At 58.1% G+C, this 15,668-nt stretch carries 12 protein-coding genes; 3 read left to right on the plus strand and 9 right to left on the minus strand.

Annotated features, from left to right (window positions below; translation table 11 throughout):
• Positions 1-6: 6 nt before the first annotated feature.
• The 3 genes from feoA to greB all read right to left on the minus strand — a co-directional run bounded on the left by feoA (position 7) and on the right by greB (position 3,558).
• Positions 7-234 (minus strand): ferrous iron transporter A, encoded by a 228-nt coding sequence (gene feoA / locus MKR05_RS13560; RefSeq protein ID WP_002920506.1) that lies wholly within the window; start codon positions 232-234, stop codon positions 7-9.
• 418 nt (positions 235-652) lie between these two features.
• A complete protein-coding gene (locus MKR05_RS13565) occupies positions 653-2,983 on the minus strand; it encodes a Tex family protein (RefSeq protein WP_044524967.1) in 2,331 nt (776 codons plus the stop codon).
• A gap of 101 nt (positions 2,984-3,084) precedes the next feature.
• Entirely contained in the window at positions 3,085-3,558 is a 474-nt protein-coding gene (gene greB / locus MKR05_RS13570) for a transcription elongation factor GreB (RefSeq protein ID WP_002920503.1), read from the minus strand.
• 227 nt (positions 3,559-3,785) lie between these two features.
• On the opposite strand from greB, the gene ompR reads away from it, so the two are divergent.
• Together ompR and envZ are read left to right on the plus strand one after the other, a co-directional pair.
• Positions 3,786-4,505: a two-component system response regulator OmpR gene (gene ompR, locus MKR05_RS13575; RefSeq protein WP_001157751.1), complete on the plus strand. Its 720-nt coding sequence runs from the start codon at positions 3,786-3,788 to the stop codon at positions 4,503-4,505.
• A complete protein-coding gene (gene envZ / locus MKR05_RS13580) occupies positions 4,502-5,857 on the plus strand; it encodes a two-component system sensor histidine kinase EnvZ (RefSeq protein WP_044524966.1) in 1,356 nt (451 codons plus the stop codon). The genes ompR and envZ overlap by 4 nt, the downstream gene beginning before the upstream one ends.
• A 77-nt stretch (positions 5,858-5,934) precedes the next feature.
• On the opposite strand, the gene pckA is transcribed toward envZ, so the two are convergent.
• From pckA to MKR05_RS13605, 5 genes are all read right to left on the minus strand, one after another.
• The gene (gene pckA / locus MKR05_RS13585; RefSeq protein ID WP_023291202.1) at positions 5,935-7,557 is read right to left on the minus strand and encodes a phosphoenolpyruvate carboxykinase (ATP); all 1,623 of its coding nucleotides are present in this window, start codon (positions 7,555-7,557) and stop codon (positions 5,935-5,937) included.
• Between the two features lie 359 nt (positions 7,558-7,916).
• On the minus strand, positions 7,917-8,801 hold the full coding sequence (gene hslO / locus MKR05_RS13590) for an Hsp33 family molecular chaperone HslO (protein WP_017899960.1): 885 nt from the start codon (positions 8,799-8,801) through the stop codon (positions 7,917-7,919).
• Between the two features lie 18 nt (positions 8,802-8,819).
• The gene (gene hslR, locus MKR05_RS13595) at positions 8,820-9,221 is read right to left on the minus strand and encodes a ribosome-associated heat shock protein Hsp15 (RefSeq protein WP_023291201.1); all 402 of its coding nucleotides are present in this window, start codon (positions 9,219-9,221) and stop codon (positions 8,820-8,822) included.
• Positions 9,218-9,901 carry a GMP/IMP nucleotidase gene (gene yrfG / locus MKR05_RS13600; protein WP_072413864.1) on the minus strand — a complete coding sequence of 228 codons (684 nt, stop codon included), beginning with the start codon at positions 9,899-9,901 and terminating at the stop codon, positions 9,218-9,220. The genes hslR and yrfG overlap by 4 nt, the downstream gene beginning before the upstream one ends.
• Before the next feature lie 60 nt (positions 9,902-9,961).
• The gene (locus MKR05_RS13605; protein WP_248569183.1) at positions 9,962-12,091 is read right to left on the minus strand and encodes an intracellular growth attenuator family protein; all 2,130 of its coding nucleotides are present in this window, start codon (positions 12,089-12,091) and stop codon (positions 9,962-9,964) included.
• 320 nt (positions 12,092-12,411) lie between these two features.
• Between MKR05_RS13605 and nudE the strand changes: the two genes are divergently transcribed.
• The gene (gene nudE, locus MKR05_RS13610) at positions 12,412-12,972 is read left to right on the plus strand and encodes an ADP compounds hydrolase NudE (RefSeq protein ID WP_004202164.1); all 561 of its coding nucleotides are present in this window, start codon (positions 12,412-12,414) and stop codon (positions 12,970-12,972) included.
• A 53-nt stretch (positions 12,973-13,025) separates the two neighbouring features.
• Here nudE and mrcA read toward each other — a convergent pair whose 3' ends face one another.
• On the minus strand, positions 13,026-15,584 hold the full coding sequence (gene mrcA, locus MKR05_RS13615) for a peptidoglycan glycosyltransferase/peptidoglycan DD-transpeptidase MrcA (RefSeq protein ID WP_032454231.1): 2,559 nt from the start codon (positions 15,582-15,584) through the stop codon (positions 13,026-13,028).
• Positions 15,585-15,668 lie beyond the last annotated feature (84 nt).

Here is a 15,668-nt window from a genome sequence, read left to right on the forward strand (position 1 = left end):
CAGCCGTTATTGTGCAACCGCTTCCAGTTCGATTAAGGCGAGATCTTTTTTGCGTAATACCAGACTGACGCGTCGGGTTTCAATATGAACAGGATCGCCGAGCGGCGCCACGCGCACCACATGAAAAGAGGATCCGGGCAGCATGCCGAGGGAGAGCAATTTCTGACGGTATGCTGGGCTAATATCGCGGGAAAATCCGGTAATTTTCCACGCACTATCAGGTGTGAATTGCATAGGGCCTACTTGTCTATCGCTAACCGAAGAAGAATTTTCCGGACGCCTGGAGGCAGTTGCGCCGGGGACCGTAGCCAACGAAAAAGAAAAAACATTCTGCAAGCGATGATAATGAGAATGGTTTTTATCATCAATACATATGATGCGCTTTATGCCATTTTTAAAGTGAAATTCACCTTTTTATTGATATGCCGCAAAGTCCGCCAGTGATCGAAAATATGCGAAATATTATTTCGTCGCTCTAATGTTTAATTAAGGTTTCTTAAGTTAACGAAATGAAAATATTAATTTCGCTATCTGCCCGGCGCGGAATAAATGCAGGTTATCAGAAATAACTGAGAGCCATTTGCGCGAAAAGGCGGCTATAGGGCAGTGACAATGAAAAGGAAAACTGCCCCTGAAAAGGGGCAGGGAGGGATTAGCGTTTTTTACCCATCGCCGCGGCGAGGGCATCCATCATCGCGCTGTTGCCGGCAGGCTGCGCGTCGCGACCGCGGGGTTTGGCGGCTTTCGCGGCCGGGCGATTGCCCTGCGGGCGATCCTGACCGCCGCCGCGGCGGGCGTTGCTGTCGCCCGGCTGCTCGTCGAGACGCATGGTCAGGGCGATACGCTTACGCGGCAGATCGACTTCCATGACCTTGACCTTCACGATGTCGCCCGCTTTCACCACCGTATGCGGGTCTTCAACGAACTTGTTCGAAAGGGAAGAGATATGCACCAGGCCGTCCTGGTGAACGCCGATATCAACAAACGCGCCGAAGTTGGTGACGTTGGTCACCGCGCCTTCGAGGATCATCCCCGGCAGCAGGTCGTTCATAGTCTCCACGCCGTCGGCGAACTGAGCGGTTTTGAACTCAGGACGCGGGTCGCGGCCCGGTTTTTCCAGCTCTTTGATGATGTCGGTAACGGTCGGTACGCCGAACTTCTCATCGGTGAAATCGACGGCTTTCAGGTTCCGTAGCTCGCTGCTGTTGCCCATCAGATCTTTCAGCGCCTGCTGAGTGGCGGCCAGAATGCGCTCGACCACCGGATAGGCTTCCGGGTGAACGGTGGAGGCGTCCAGCGGGTTGTCGCCGTGGTTGATACGCAGGAAGCCGGCGCACTGTTCAAAGGCTTTCGGCCCCAGACGGCTGACCTTCAGCAGCTGCTGACGGTTCTGGAACTGGCCGTTCTCGTCGCGCCAGGCGACGATGTTCTGCGCCATCATGCGGGTCAGGCCGGCAACGCGGGTCAGCAGCGGCACGGAGGCGGTGTTCAGGTCAACGCCGACGGCGTTCACGCAGTCTTCCACCACCGCGTCCAGCTTACGCGCCAGCTGGGTCTGGCTGACATCATGCTGATACTGACCGACGCCGATGGATTTCGGGTCGATTTTCACCAGCTCGGCCAGAGGATCCTGCAGACGGCGGGCGATGGAGACCGCGCCGCGCAGCGACACGTCGAGGTCCGGGAACTCCTGCGCCGCCAGCTCGGAGGCGGAGTAAACGGAAGCCCCGGCTTCGCTGACGATCACCTTCTGGGCGGTGACCTTCGGGAACTGCTTCTGCACGTCGAGGAAGAAACGCTCGGTTTCACGCGAGGCGGTACCGTTGCCGATGGCCACCAGCTCAACGTTGTATTTCTCACACAGCGCGGCGACGGCGACGGCCGCTTTGGCGGCCTGGCCGGTGTGGGGGTAAATGGTGTCCGTCGCCACCAGTTTGCCGGTACCGTCAACCACGGCCACTTTCACCCCGGTGCGCAGACCCGGGTCAAGGCCCATGGTGGCGCGCAGCCCGGCGGGCGCGGCCATCAGCAGGTCGTGCAGGTTGCGGGCGAAGACGTTAATGGCTTCGTCTTCGGCGCGCTCGCGCACGGTGCCCATCAGCTCGGTTTCGAGGTGCATCAGGACTTTGATCCGCCAGGTCCAGCTGACGACGCCTTTACGCCAGCTGTCCGCCGGGGCGTTGTTCAGGCGCAGGCCCAGGTGGTCGATAATAATCTGCTCGCCGTGGCTCTCTTTCGGCGGCTCGTCAAACTGCGGGTCGGCGTTTAAAGAGAGCTGCAGGACGCCTTCATTGCGGCCGCGGAACATCGCCAGCGCACGATGCGACGGCACGGCGGCGATCGGTTCGTGGTGATCGAAGTAGTCGCGGAATTTGGCGCCTTCCTCTTCTTTGCCGCTGACGACGGTGGAAACCAGGTGGGCGTTTTTCCACAGATAGTCACGGACCTTCGCCAGCAGCGCGGCGTCTTCGGCAAAACGCTCCATCAGAATATAGCGCGCGCCATCCAGCGCCGCTTTGCTGTCGGCCACGCCTTTATCGGCGTCAATATATTTTGCGGCTTCCGTTTCCGGATCGTGGGACGGTTCGTTCCACAGCAGGTCAGCCAGCGGCTCCAGCCCGGCTTCGATGGCGATCTGTCCGCGGGTACGGCGCTTCGGCTTGTACGGCAGGTAGAGGTCTTCCAGTTCGGTTTTGCTGAGCGTGGTAGTGATGGCTTTTTCCAGCGCGTCGGTCAGTTTGCCCTGTTCAGCGATGGATTTGAGGATCGCCTGACGACGGTCTTCGAGTTCGCGCAGGTAGCCGAGGCGGGTTTCCAGATTACGCAGCTGCGTGTCATCCAGACCGCCGGTGACTTCTTTACGATATCGTGCAATAAACGGCACGGTGTTCCCTTCATCAAGCAGGCGAACGGCAGCTTCTACCTGTTCGGCTCTGGCCTGAAGTTCACCCGCAATAATGCGGCAGAGCGAATCATTCATCATGGCTTTTAATTCATCTTTAGGGTCAAAAAAACAGGGACTAGTTATACGGACTGGCGGCTGAAAATGCCAGCCGCGCCCGGCGTCTCTCGGAAAGTTCTTGTCTATTTTACGTATTCGATCTCGTTGACATACCAGCTGGCTTCCCCCGCCGGCGTGTTAACGATGGCCAGATCGCCGACCTCTTTTTTTAACAGCGCGCGCGCCATCGGCGAGTCGATGGAGATATAGTCTTTACGGCCAAAAATTTCATCGTAACCGACGATGCGAAAGCGCTTGATATCGCCTTCATCGTTTTCAATTTCTACCCAGGCGCCGAAGAAGACTTTGCCCTCCTGCTGCGGGGAGTAATCGACGATCTTTAACTGTTCCAGACATTTGGTCAGATAGCGGACCCGGCGATCGATCTCGCGCAGGCGCTTTTTGTTGTACTGGTAATCCGCGTTCTCGCTGCGGTCGCCAAGGCTGGCGGCCCAGGTCACCTTTTTGGTCACTTCCGGGCGCTCCTGGCGCCACAGGTAGTCCATCTCCTGCTTCAGTTTTTCATATCCCTCGCGGGTGATCAGCGGCGTTTTCATCGTGAGTTCAACCTTCTGACAGTCTGTCGTTGCGCACAATTTGTAGCGCGCAATAATACCGACAGGATAAATACTGTGTCTTATGATTAAATGTATACTTAACCTGCTGTTAAATATGCTTTGTAACAATTTAGCCTGGAATGTATACCAGATTTAGCTGGTGAGCGCGCCGGGCTTTTTTGAGAATACGCACTGACTATTGCAGTGAACCTTTGGGAGTACAAACAATGCAAGAGAATTATAAGATTCTGGTTGTGGATGACGACATGCGCCTGCGTGCGCTGCTCGAACGTTATCTGACCGAGCAGGGCTTCCAGGTTCGTAGCGTGGCGAACGCCGAACAGATGGATCGTCTGTTAACCCGCGAATCCTTCCACCTGATGGTGCTGGATCTGATGCTGCCCGGGGAAGATGGACTCTCGATTTGCCGCCGTCTGCGCAGCCAGAGCAACCCGATGCCGATCATTATGGTGACGGCGAAAGGCGAAGAGGTCGATCGGATCGTAGGCCTGGAGATCGGGGCTGACGACTATATTCCGAAGCCGTTCAACCCGCGCGAACTGCTGGCCCGCATCCGCGCGGTGCTGCGCCGTCAGGCGAACGAGCTGCCGGGCGCGCCGTCGCAGGAAGAGGCGGTTATCGCCTTTGGTAAATTCAAACTGAACCTGGGCACCCGCGAAATGTTCCGTGAAGACGAGCCGATGCCGTTGACCAGCGGCGAGTTCGCGGTCCTGAAGGCGCTGGTGAGCCATCCTCGTGAGCCGCTGTCGCGCGATAAGTTAATGAACCTCGCTCGCGGCCGCGAATACTCTGCGATGGAGCGTTCCATCGACGTACAGATCTCCCGCCTGCGCCGCATGGTGGAAGAGGACCCGGCGCATCCGCGCTATATCCAGACCGTCTGGGGTCTGGGCTACGTCTTCGTCCCGGACGGTTCTAAGGCATGAAACGCGTGCGCTTTTCGCCGCGCAGCTCCTTTGCTCGCACGCTGCTCCTGATCGTCACCTTGCTGTTCGTCAGCCTGGTGACGACCTATCTGGTGGTACTGAATTTCGCGATCCTGCCGAGCCTCCAGCAGTTTAATAAAGTATTGGCCTACGAAGTGCGTATGCTGATGACCGATAAGCTGCAGCTGGAGGATGGCACCCAACTGGTGGTGCCCCCGGCGTTTCGTCGTGAAATTTATCGCGAGCTGGGGATTTCGCTCTATTCCAATGAAGCGGCGGAAGACGCAGGCCTGCGCTGGGCGCAGCATTATGAATTCTTGAGCCAGCAGATGGCTCATCAGCTTGGCGGCCCCACTGAGGTGCGGGTGGAGGTCAATAAAAGCTCCCCCGTGGTGTGGCTGAAGACCTGGCTGTCGCCCAATATCTGGGTGCGGGTGCCGCTGACCGAGATCCATCAGGGCGACTTCTCGCCGCTGTTCCGCTATACCCTGGCGATCATGCTGCTGGCGATAGGCGGCGCCTGGCTGTTTATCCGTATTCAGAACCGCCCGCTGGTGGATCTGGAGCATGCGGCGCTGCAGGTCGGGCGCGGCATTATCCCGCCGCCGCTGCGCGAGTACGGCGCCTCTGAGGTGCGATCGGTGACCCGCGCCTTCAACCACATGGCCGCGGGCGTGAAGCAGCTGGCCGACGACCGTACGCTGCTGATGGCCGGGGTCAGCCATGATTTACGTACTCCGCTGACCCGCATTCGTCTGGCCACCGAGATGATGGGCGAGCAGGATGGCTATCTCGCAGAGTCGATCAACAAAGATATCGAAGAGTGCAATGCCATCATCGAGCAGTTTATCGACTACCTGCGCACCGGGCAGGAGATGCCGCTGGAGCTGGCGGATCTGAATGCGGTGCTGGGGGAAGTGATCGCTGCGGAGAGCGGCTATGAGCGGGAGATCGCCACCGCCCTGCAGGCCGGCGAAATTCCGGTACGCATGCATCCTCTGTCTATCAAGCGCGCGCTGGCGAATATGGTGGTCAACGCGGCCCGCTATGGCAATGGCTGGATCAAGGTCAGCAGCGGCAGCGAAGCGAGCCGGGCGTGGTTCCAGGTTGAAGATGACGGACCGGGGATTAAACCTGAGCAGCGGGAGCACCTGTTTCAGCCGTTTGTGCGCGGCGACAGCGCCCGCAGCACCAGCGGAACCGGGCTGGGGTTGGCGATTGTTCAGCGTATTATCGACAATCACAACGGCCGGCTGGAGATTGGCTCCAGCGAACGCGGCGGGTTACTGATCCGCGCCTGGCTGCCGGTGCACCGGGCGCTGACGCCGATGAAACCGGCCAAAGAGAGCTGATCGCGCCCGCGGTTGGCTGGTCAAAACGTTGCGCAATAAAAAGCCGGGCAAGCCCGGCTTTTTCATCTCTGCGTCCGTTAGCGCTGCGGCCCTGCCGCCACCAGCGCGGCGCCCGCTGGCGTATCGGTATACTTCTCAAAGTTCTCAATAAACAGCTTCGCCAGCTGGTCGGCTTTTTCCTGCCACTGCTCCGGGGAACCATAGGTGCTGCGCGGATCGAGGATCTGGGTATCCACGCCCGGGAGCGCCGTCGGGATCTGCAGATTAAACATCGGCAGGGTAAAGGTCTCCGCGTTGTCCAGCGAGCCATTGAGGATGGCGTCGATGATGGCGCGGGTATCTTTAATCGAGATGCGCTTGCCGGTGCCGTTCCAGCCGGTATTGACCAGATAAGCCTGCGCGCCAGCCGCCTGCATACGTTTGACCAGCACTTCGGCGTACTGCGTCGGATGCAGCGACAGGAAGGCGGCGCCGAAGCAGGCGGAGAAGGTTGGCGTGGGTTCGGTCACGCCGCGCTCGGTGCCGGCCAGTTTGGCGGTAAACCCGGACAGGAAATGGTACTGCGTCTGATCGGCGGTCAGGCGGGAGACCGGCGGCAGTACGCCGAACGCATCGGCCGTCAGGAAGATCACTTTGGTGGCGTGACCCGCTTTGGAGACCGGTTTGACGATATTATCGATATGGTCGATGGGGTAGGAGACCCGGGTGTTTTCGGTTTTTGAACCGTCATCGAAATCGATTGTGCCGTCGGCGCGCACCACCACGTTTTCCAGCAGGGCGTTGCGGCGGATGGCGTGATAGATATCCGGCTCGGCCGCTTCAGAGAGCTTGATGGTCTTGGCGTAGCAGCCCCCTTCGAAGTTAAACACCCCATCGTCATCCCAGCCATGTTCGTCATCGCCAATCAGGCGGCGTTTCGGATCGGTGGAAAGGGTGGTTTTGCCGGTGCCTGAGAGGCCGAAGAAAATGGCGACATCGCCTTTCTCGCCGACGTTGGCAGAACAGTGCATGGAGGCGATGCCCTTCAGCGGCAGCAGGTAGTTCATGATCGAGAACATCCCTTTCTTCATTTCGCCGCCGTACCAGGTGCCGCCGATCAGCTGAATGCGCTCGGTGAGGTTGAAAGCGATGAAGTTTTCCGAGTTCAGGCCCTGCTCTTTCCACTGCGGGTTGGTGCACTTCGCACCGTTCATCACGATGAAGTCGGGCGCGAATTCCGCCAGCTCTTCGTCGCTCGGGCGAATGAACATGTTTTTCACGAAGTGCGCCTGCCAGGCCACTTCGGTAATGAAACGTACGCTGAGACGGGTATCGGCGTTAGCGCCGCAGAAGGCGTCGACGATAAACAGGCGTTTACCGGACAGCTGCTGTGTCACCAGCCCTTTCAGATGCTGCCAGGTTTCCTGCGAAAGCGGCTTGTTGTCGTTTTTACCCTTGCCTTTATCGGACCACCAGACGGTATCGCGGGTGGTGTCGTCGCGCACGAGGTACTTATCTTTCGGAGAACGACCGGTAAAAATGCCCGTGTCGACGGCGATAGCACCCAGACTGGTTAATACGCCACGTTCGTAGCCTTCCAGGTTGGGGTCGAGCTCTTCCTGAAACAACATGTCGTAGCTGGGGTTGTGGACGATATCCTGAACGTCATTGATACCATAAGCCTTGAGATCCTGCGGGGTTAAACCATGATTAACGCGCATGTCACTGCTCCTTAGCCAAGATGTACTGCTGTAAATTGTAGGGTTTATTACCGGGTATTGACCGCGACCAGGCTCATAGATTTACCTATCTCGACATTCCGCAGAATGACGAAAAAAACGGTGACTCCTGTCACGAAGTGAAGTGGATTATCTCAGGAAATGGCCGGATGGTGGGGTTAGATGTTTCTCAATGGTTAAAAAGTAATTAAAAAAACTGCTGAAATGTGAATGTAATCGCTTTCCTGGAATAAAATTACGTAACTCTTTCAGCGAGAATCGATTCAACTCGTGAATAAATAAAAGTCAGGCACCGGGCGACAAACCACATCGCCGCCCGGCGCCTGAAGAAGAAGTGAGGATTAATGGACCTGCGGGTCGGCCGGAGAGGCGTTGTTACGGATCTCGGCGATGTCCATGGCGTTGAAGATATAGTGGTTACCGCAGTAGTCGCAGTGCATATCAATCTCGCCTTCGTCGGCAAGGATGCTATCTATCTCTTCGTCCGGCAGCGTCTTCAGCGCGCCGGCGCAGCGTTCGCGGGAGCAGGTGCACTTGAACTCCACGCTTTGCGGATCGTAGACCGTGACTTCTTCTTCATGGTACAGACGCCACAGCACATCGTTCGCCGGCAGGGTGAACAGCTCTTCCGCCTTGATGGTCTCGGTGAGCGTCGCCAGGTGCTCAAAGTCGGCAGTCTGGGCATCCTGGGCCGGCATCACCTGCAGCAGCATCCCGCCCGCCATCGGCTGGCCTTCATGTTCGCCGGTGCGGATGATAAGGCGCGTCGGCAGCTGCTCTGAACGCTGGAAGTAATCTTCCAGGCAGGCGGCCAGCGTATCGCCTTCCAGACCGACGACGCCCTGATAGCGCTCACCCTCTTCCGGGGAGATGGTAATGACCAGATAACCGTTGCCGACCATCGCTTTTAGATCCGCATCGTCCGCAATCTCGCCCTGCACGCGCGCGACGCCGCGCAGCTGCTGCTGGTTATTGCCGTTGATCACCGCCAGCTGTAAAGGCCCATCGCCCTGCAGCTGCACGGTAATGTCGCCGGCAAACTTCAGGGTCGCAGTCAGCAGACTGGTGGCGACCAGCAGCTCCGCCAGCACCGTTTTCACCGGCTGGGGATAAGTGTGATTCGCCAGTATCTGTTCCAGGGTTTCCGACACCGTCACCAGCTCGCCGCGCACGGCATAGTTTTCAAACAGATAACGATGTAATTGATCGTGTTGAGTCATAATCATCTCTCTTTCTGGCGCGAGTTACTCACTCTCGCCGTGTTTAAATCTCATCAGGTCGCGGCGCTCTTTCTTGTCCGGACGTCTGTCAGGGTGCGGCATGGTCAGGGCGTTCATTTTGCGCGCCAGGGCCATTTTTTCACGCTTCTCGATACTCTCCGCCGTCTCTTCATACAGGGTGACGGCTTCGCTTGCCGGGCGGCGCTGCTCGGTGATACCGACGATGCGCACCGTCCGCTCGTCGTTGCCCTGACGCAGCGTCAGCATGGCGTCCAGTTCGACGATTTTCCCTGGTTTGCTGCGTTGTCCGTTGTAATGCACCTTGCCGCCTTCAATCATCTCCCGCGCCAGCGCGCGGGTCTTGTAAAAGCGGGCGGCCCAAAGCCATTTATCCAGTCTGACGGTTTCGGCAGGCTTCTCTTTCATCGCCTCTCCTTCGGGGTAAGCGAAGGGATCAGTCGTCGGTAATCATTCAGCCCCGGATGGCGCAGATACTGCTTTTCCGCCAGCCCGGAGTCGGGATTGGTAATGCCCAGGCAGTAGCGAATGCCAAACTCCCTCGCGGCATCCAGAATCGCCTCGCTGTCGTCGACAAACAGCGTTTTATGCGCCTCAAGGCCGGTTTCCTCCGCCACGGCGCGCCACAGACGCTGATCCTCTTTCGGATAACCAAATGTGTGGGTGGAAAGTAATAAATCAAGGTGCGCATCCAGGCCGGTGTGTTTGAGTTTCACCGCCAGATTGTGGGGATGGGCATTGGTCAACAGAATACGTCGCTTACCGCTGGCCTTGAGCGCATCAAGGAACGGCACGGTATCCTCACGCAGCGTGGCGCGCGGACCCTGTTCGCTGGTCATCGCACAAATATCCAAACCCAGGCGCTCGCTCCAGTAATCCAGACAGTACCAGTTTAGCGTATGCTGCACGGCATGATACTCCTGGCGCATGGCCTCTTTCGCCTGTTGCAGATTGAGGCCGCGGGCGGCCCCCCAGGTTTCCGGCACCAGCGTTTGCCAGAAATAGTTATCGAAAGCGAGATCCAGGAGCGTGCCGTCCATATCCAGCAGAACGGTATCGACCTCCTGCCAGGCGATATCAAAATGCATGATGACTCTCCAGCGAGCGGGAAATGGCCGACAGGGTATCACACCCTGCCGCCGGGGAAATTAATCTTGCGGGTCAGACGAGGGGAGCAGCACCGGGTTCAGGCAGCTTTCGTAATATTTCTGAATCTCTTCCATACGCTGGCGATGGCGTTGATAACGACGCAGCGCCTGCACGCCGTGGTAAGCCATGCATCCCACCATCGACAGCAGCAGAAGAGTGATGCCCAGATAGCGCCACAGGCCGCTGCGGTCGGGAATGCTGTGCAGGTTGATATGCTGGGTGCCGTTGGCGTCAGTAAACAGATTGGTGACGATCCCTTCGGCATGGAAGGGAGTATGCATCAGCATACCGGCCAGCCGCCGCAGTTCGCCCCATTGCTCATGCGCCGGGTAATCATACAGGCTTACCGCCGGCCACGGCTGATTGACCAGCACGCTGCCCTCGTCGCTGGCGATGAGGAAGCCGCCCGGGGCCGGGCTGTTGAGCGCCTGCGCCGCTCGCGAGGTTTCACGCATTACAAAGGGGGCGGTTGAGGTGGTCACCAGATTCTCCAGCGACTCGGCGCTGACTGGTCGCAGGAGCACGTTCACGCCATCCAGTTTCCCGGCGGACGCGCGCTTGGTTAAGGTCTCCCAGTTACGGGTATTGCCGAGATTAACCAGCGCGTTCTTCAGGCGCAGGCAATCATCGGCAGCCGAACAGAGATCGTTGGTTTTCTGAACGATATCGCCGAAATCATCCAGCAGCACCATGCCAGATTTTTGAATGGCGGAGCGCAGCGCCGGGCTGACGCGGGAGTCGTCGTCGGTTTCCGGGTGCAGCTGACGCTGGACGGACTCCATCAGGGCGGTCGCTTTGCTGACAATGTCAGACTCCGGCAGCGGCAGAGGAGGGGCATCGTTCCACACAATCTGCGAACAATCGAAAGGCAGGAACGGCGAATCCTCTTTGGCCGTCCAACTGCCCGGCGTGCGGATGTTGCACATCCCGGTACCGGTCAGGCGCAGCGTATCGCCAATGCGCACATGGGCCTTTTCCAGCTGGCTGACGGTCGTGGCTTCAATCGTCTGCGCCCCCTTCAGCCACGACAGGGTGAACTTAAACGGCATATTCAGCGGTACGCTGGCCCATAGCATGATCACCACCACCAGGGCGCCGGCGGCGATAATCGCGCTGCGCAGCCAGTACTGCAGCGGGAAATTTTTCACTTCATCATGAAGCGACAAGTAGCGTCCCTGACGGGCCACATGGCGGTTGAGATAGATATCAATATCGGTCTGCTGTCCGAGGTCCTGGGCGATCCAGGGCTGCCAGTGGCGCGGATAGATGAGATCGATAATGCCCAGCGAGATATTATTGATATGTTCCTGATCGTTTTCGCCGAACAGCCCCCAGCGCTTCGGGACGCCGCGCAGGCAGTGGATTTCGCGCAGCGCGGCGCGGCGCGGCGGGGCATAGATCCCCCACAGGCCGGCGGCGAGCAGCAGCAAACCGGCGGCCACCAGCCACGGGGTAAAGACGGCTGGCCCAATCAGGCTGAAATAAAAGACCAGGAAAGAGGCGACGATCAGGATCGCTTCCCGCAGACCGTCCGGGCGATTCAGGGCGTGCTCTTCCGGGCTTTCCCGCCGGATCTGCCGCAGCTCTACCTGTTCGCTCTCTTCGCCGCGAATCGAGGCCTGGGTGGCCGAGGCGCGTTCCAGAGCGTAGCTTTGCGCTTCCTGACGATAGTCGCTCAGGGTATGACCGTTAAGGGTGATAACCAGCGGCAGGCTGTCGGTGGGGATCAGCTCGACGCTGTTTTCATCGTTGATATGCTGTTCCCAGAACGGCGGCAGATGTACCTCCACCGAATCGAGAAAATAGCGCCATTTATTCGGCGCGTCGGTGGTGATCCCGTAGCGGGTGATGGCTCGCGTCAACCCATAGACGGTATCGCTCTGTTCGTTTAGCGCCAGAGCGACGGGCGCGCTGGTGGCGCCGGACGCGGGCACCTGCTGGGCGCGGCTCAGTTCGGCAAGATACTTTTCGATGGCCTGGCGCTCATCGGCAGGGAGCGGCCGCGTGGTGGCATCGCTAAAGGCGTGCAGTAGGGGGAGCCGGCGGCGTCTGGCGTGCGTGCGATACCACCATCCAATGAGCAATACGCAGATTAGCAGAGCTGTAAGGAATATCAGAAAGGTGCCCATGCCCATCCCATCATAGTTATATTTTTCTTACGAAATCGTCGGTGAACGTGAAGACTAACGTCAAGCTGCAGTGTTAGCGGCGCACCTGCTTGCAGGGTAGTGAATATGTCATGCAGCAGTGTATAAGCTTACCAAAAACGTTAAAGCGCAGAAATCGGTAAATTCTCAAACAGAATTCAAGCTATTGACTTTTTTATCTTTATTACTTTCACCTTTGCAGGGAAAAGGTTACAACTCTGTAAATAAGTGGCGATTTGGATTGCCGAAAGCGTGTTGCGTATCGCACAATGACTGCTTAATCACAGCATAGACCGATGACAATGAGCAAATCATTACAAAAACCCACCATTCTCAATGTTGAAACTGTCGCCCGTTCGCGCCTCTTTAATGTCGAAAGCGTCGATCTGGAATTCAGCAACGGTGTGCGTCGCGTTTATGAACGTATGCGGCCTTCCACCCGCGAAGCGGTAATGATTGTGCCGATTGTGGATGATCATATTATTTTGATTCGCGAGTATGCCGTCGGGACGGAATCCTACGAGCTGGGCTTCTCCAAAGGGCTGATTGATCCGGGTGAAACCGTGGATGAAGCGGCCAATCGCGAGCTGAAAGAAGAGGTTGGCTTCGGCGCCAATAAGCTGACGTTCCTGAAGAAGCTCAGTATGGCTCCCTCTTACTTCTCCAGCAAAATGAATATCCTGGTGGCGGAAGATCTCTATCCGGAGTCGCTGCCGGGCGATGAGCCCGAGCCGCTGCCGCAGGTGCGCTGGCCGCTGGCGCAGCTGATGTCGCTGCTGGATGAAGAAGATTTTAACGAGGCCCGCAACGTCAGCGCGCTGTTTTTAGTGCGGGAATGGCTGCAGGCCCAGGGGAGACTCTGAACGAGCGTTCACGCTAAGCAGCAATAAAAAAGCGCCCGCAGGCGCTTTTTTTGTCAGAACAGCTCGTGGGTTTCACCGCCGCCGTCCGTCAAGGTGGTGCCCACCTCATGGACCGCCTGCTGCGTGGGCTGGGTACCCTCAATAAAGTATTCCGCCCGGCTGTTGCCCCCGTTCGCCAGCTGACCGGTGCTGCGATCGATATTCACCGTGACGATTCCCGGCGGCGGCGTTAACGGCTCTTCCGCAACGCCTTCCAGCACGCTCTTCATAAAGCTGTCCCAGGCCGGTTGGGCGCTTTTGGCGCCGCCTTCGTAGCCGGAGATCTGATCTTTAATCGCCCCTGACGCGGTGGTCCGGCCAAGATCGCGACGATGATCGTCAAAGCCGATCCAAACCGAGGTCACCACGCCCGGCCCGTAGCCTGAGAACCAGGCGTCCTTCGAGCTGTTGGTGGTTCCGGTTTTGCCGCCGATATCATGCCGCTGCAGATCCCGTCCGGCGCGCCAGCCGGTTCCCATCCAGCCCGGTTCGCCAAAGATGTTGCTGTTCAGCGCGCTCTTGATCAGGAAGGCCAGCGGGGTATTGATCACATGCGGCGCGTATTCCTGGGCGCCGCTCTGCGCCACCAGTGACTGATTGGCCTGCTCCAGCTGCGGCTGCGGCGGCACGTTGCCATTCTGCGGTTCCGTCGAGGTGGCGACATCTTCCACATCTTTGTTTTCCAGCACATTGGATTTTGGCGTATCGCCGTAAATCACCGGTAAATCACACTGCGGGCAGGCGATTTTCGGGCGCTCCTCGAAGAGGACCCCACCCTGATCATTCTCAATCTTACTGATAAAGAACGGGTTGACCAGGAAGCCGCCGTTGGCCATCACCGAATACCCGCGGGCGACCTGCAGAGGCGTAAATGAGGCGGAGCCCAGCGCCAGCGATTCGGTGTGGACAATGTTTTGCGCCGGGAAACCAAAGCGCTGCAGATACTCGGCGGCATAGTCAACGCCCATGGCGCGCATGGCGCGCACCATTACCACGTTTTTCGACTGCCCCAGGCCCTGGCGTAAACGAATCGGACCGGCATACTGCGGCGGCGAGTTTTTCGGCCGCCAGTCGGAGCCGGCCCCGGCGTCCCAGCGCGAGATTGGCACATCGTTGAGCATGCTTGCCAGAGTTAAGCCTTTATCCATCGCAGCGGTGTAGAGGAACGGCTTGATGTTGGAGCCGACCTGGCGCAGCGCCTGGGTGGCGCGGTTAAACTTGCTCTGGTTAAAGTCAAACCCACCGACAAGGGCAATAATCGCGCCGTTTTGCGGGTTAATGGAGACCAGCGCCGAGTTGACGTCCGGGACCTGCGACAACCACCAGCTGTCACCCACTTTGCGAACCCAGATCTGCTGCCCGGCCTGCACGACGTCGTTGACTTTACGCGGAGTCGCTCCCTGCTGCGTATCGGAGATAAAGCGACGAGCCCAGCGCACGCCGTCCATCGTCAGTGAAACGGAGTCGCCGTTAGCCAACAGCGCGACGGCCTCCTGGGCATTCGCGGAGGTGACCACCGCAGGAGAAAGCGGGCCTAAGCCAGGCTGGCGCTTCAGGGCGTCGACGATCTTTTTCGCCTCCCACGGCGTTTCGCCGACCTTCCACAGCACGCTGGCCGGGCCGCGGTAGCCGTGACGCATATCGTAATCCAGCACGTTATTGCGGACCGCCTGCTGGGCCGCCTGCTGGTTTTTGCGGGTAATCGTGGTGTACACCCGGTAGCCATCTTCATAGGCCTGCTCGCCATAGCGATTCACCATCTCCTGGCGCACCATTTCGCTCAGATAAGGCGCTGAGAAGGCGATTTTCGGCGCGTGGTAGCTGGCGTCGATGGGTTCGCTGCGCGCTTCATCGTATTGCGCCTGGGTGATGTACCCCTCGCTCAGCATACGCGACAGCACCACGTTGCGACGGGCTGTGGCGCGATCCATCGAATAGAGCGGGTTAAAGGTGGACGGGGCTTTCGGCAGACCGGCAATCACCGCCATTTCGCTGAGGGTCAACTGGTCGATAGGTTTGCCAAAATAGACCTGCGCCGCGGCGCCGACGCCATAGGCGCGGTAGCCGAGGTAAATCTTGTTCAGATACAGCTCAAGGATTTCATCTTTGTTCAGCAGCTGCTCGATGCGGATGGCCAGAAAGGCCTCTTTAATCTTACGCATCAACGTCTTCTCGGGGCTGAGGAAGAAGTTACGCGCTAACTGCTGGGTGATGGTGCTGGCGCCCTGCGAGGCGTGGCCTGAGAACATCGCCACGCTGGCGGCGCGGAAAATACCCACCGGATCGACGCCGTGATGCTCATAGAAACGACTGTCTTCGGTGGCGATAAACGCTTTCACCAGCTCGGGGGGAATTTGCTGCAACGTTACAGGGATACGGCGCTTTTCGCCGTACTGCGCAATAAGCTCACCGTCGGCGCTATAGACCTGCATCGGGATCTGCAAACGCACATCCTTCAGGGTTGCGACGTCGGGGAGTTGCGGCTCTATGTATTTGTAGAGGCCAAAAATCGAGCCTGCTCCCAGCAGTACGCAACAGACTGCAAGGATCAATAGATACTTTACGAACTTCACCGGTGTTTTCCCATTTAGTTTTATTTGGGCAGTTTATAAACAAACGCGCGGTAGTATAAAGGCAAGCCAGGTGCATTGATATAG

It is taken from the genome of Klebsiella sp. K5-204 (genome assembly GCF_030128585.1).
GTDB lineage: Bacteria > Pseudomonadota > Gammaproteobacteria > Enterobacterales > Enterobacteriaceae > Klebsiella > Klebsiella quasipneumoniae.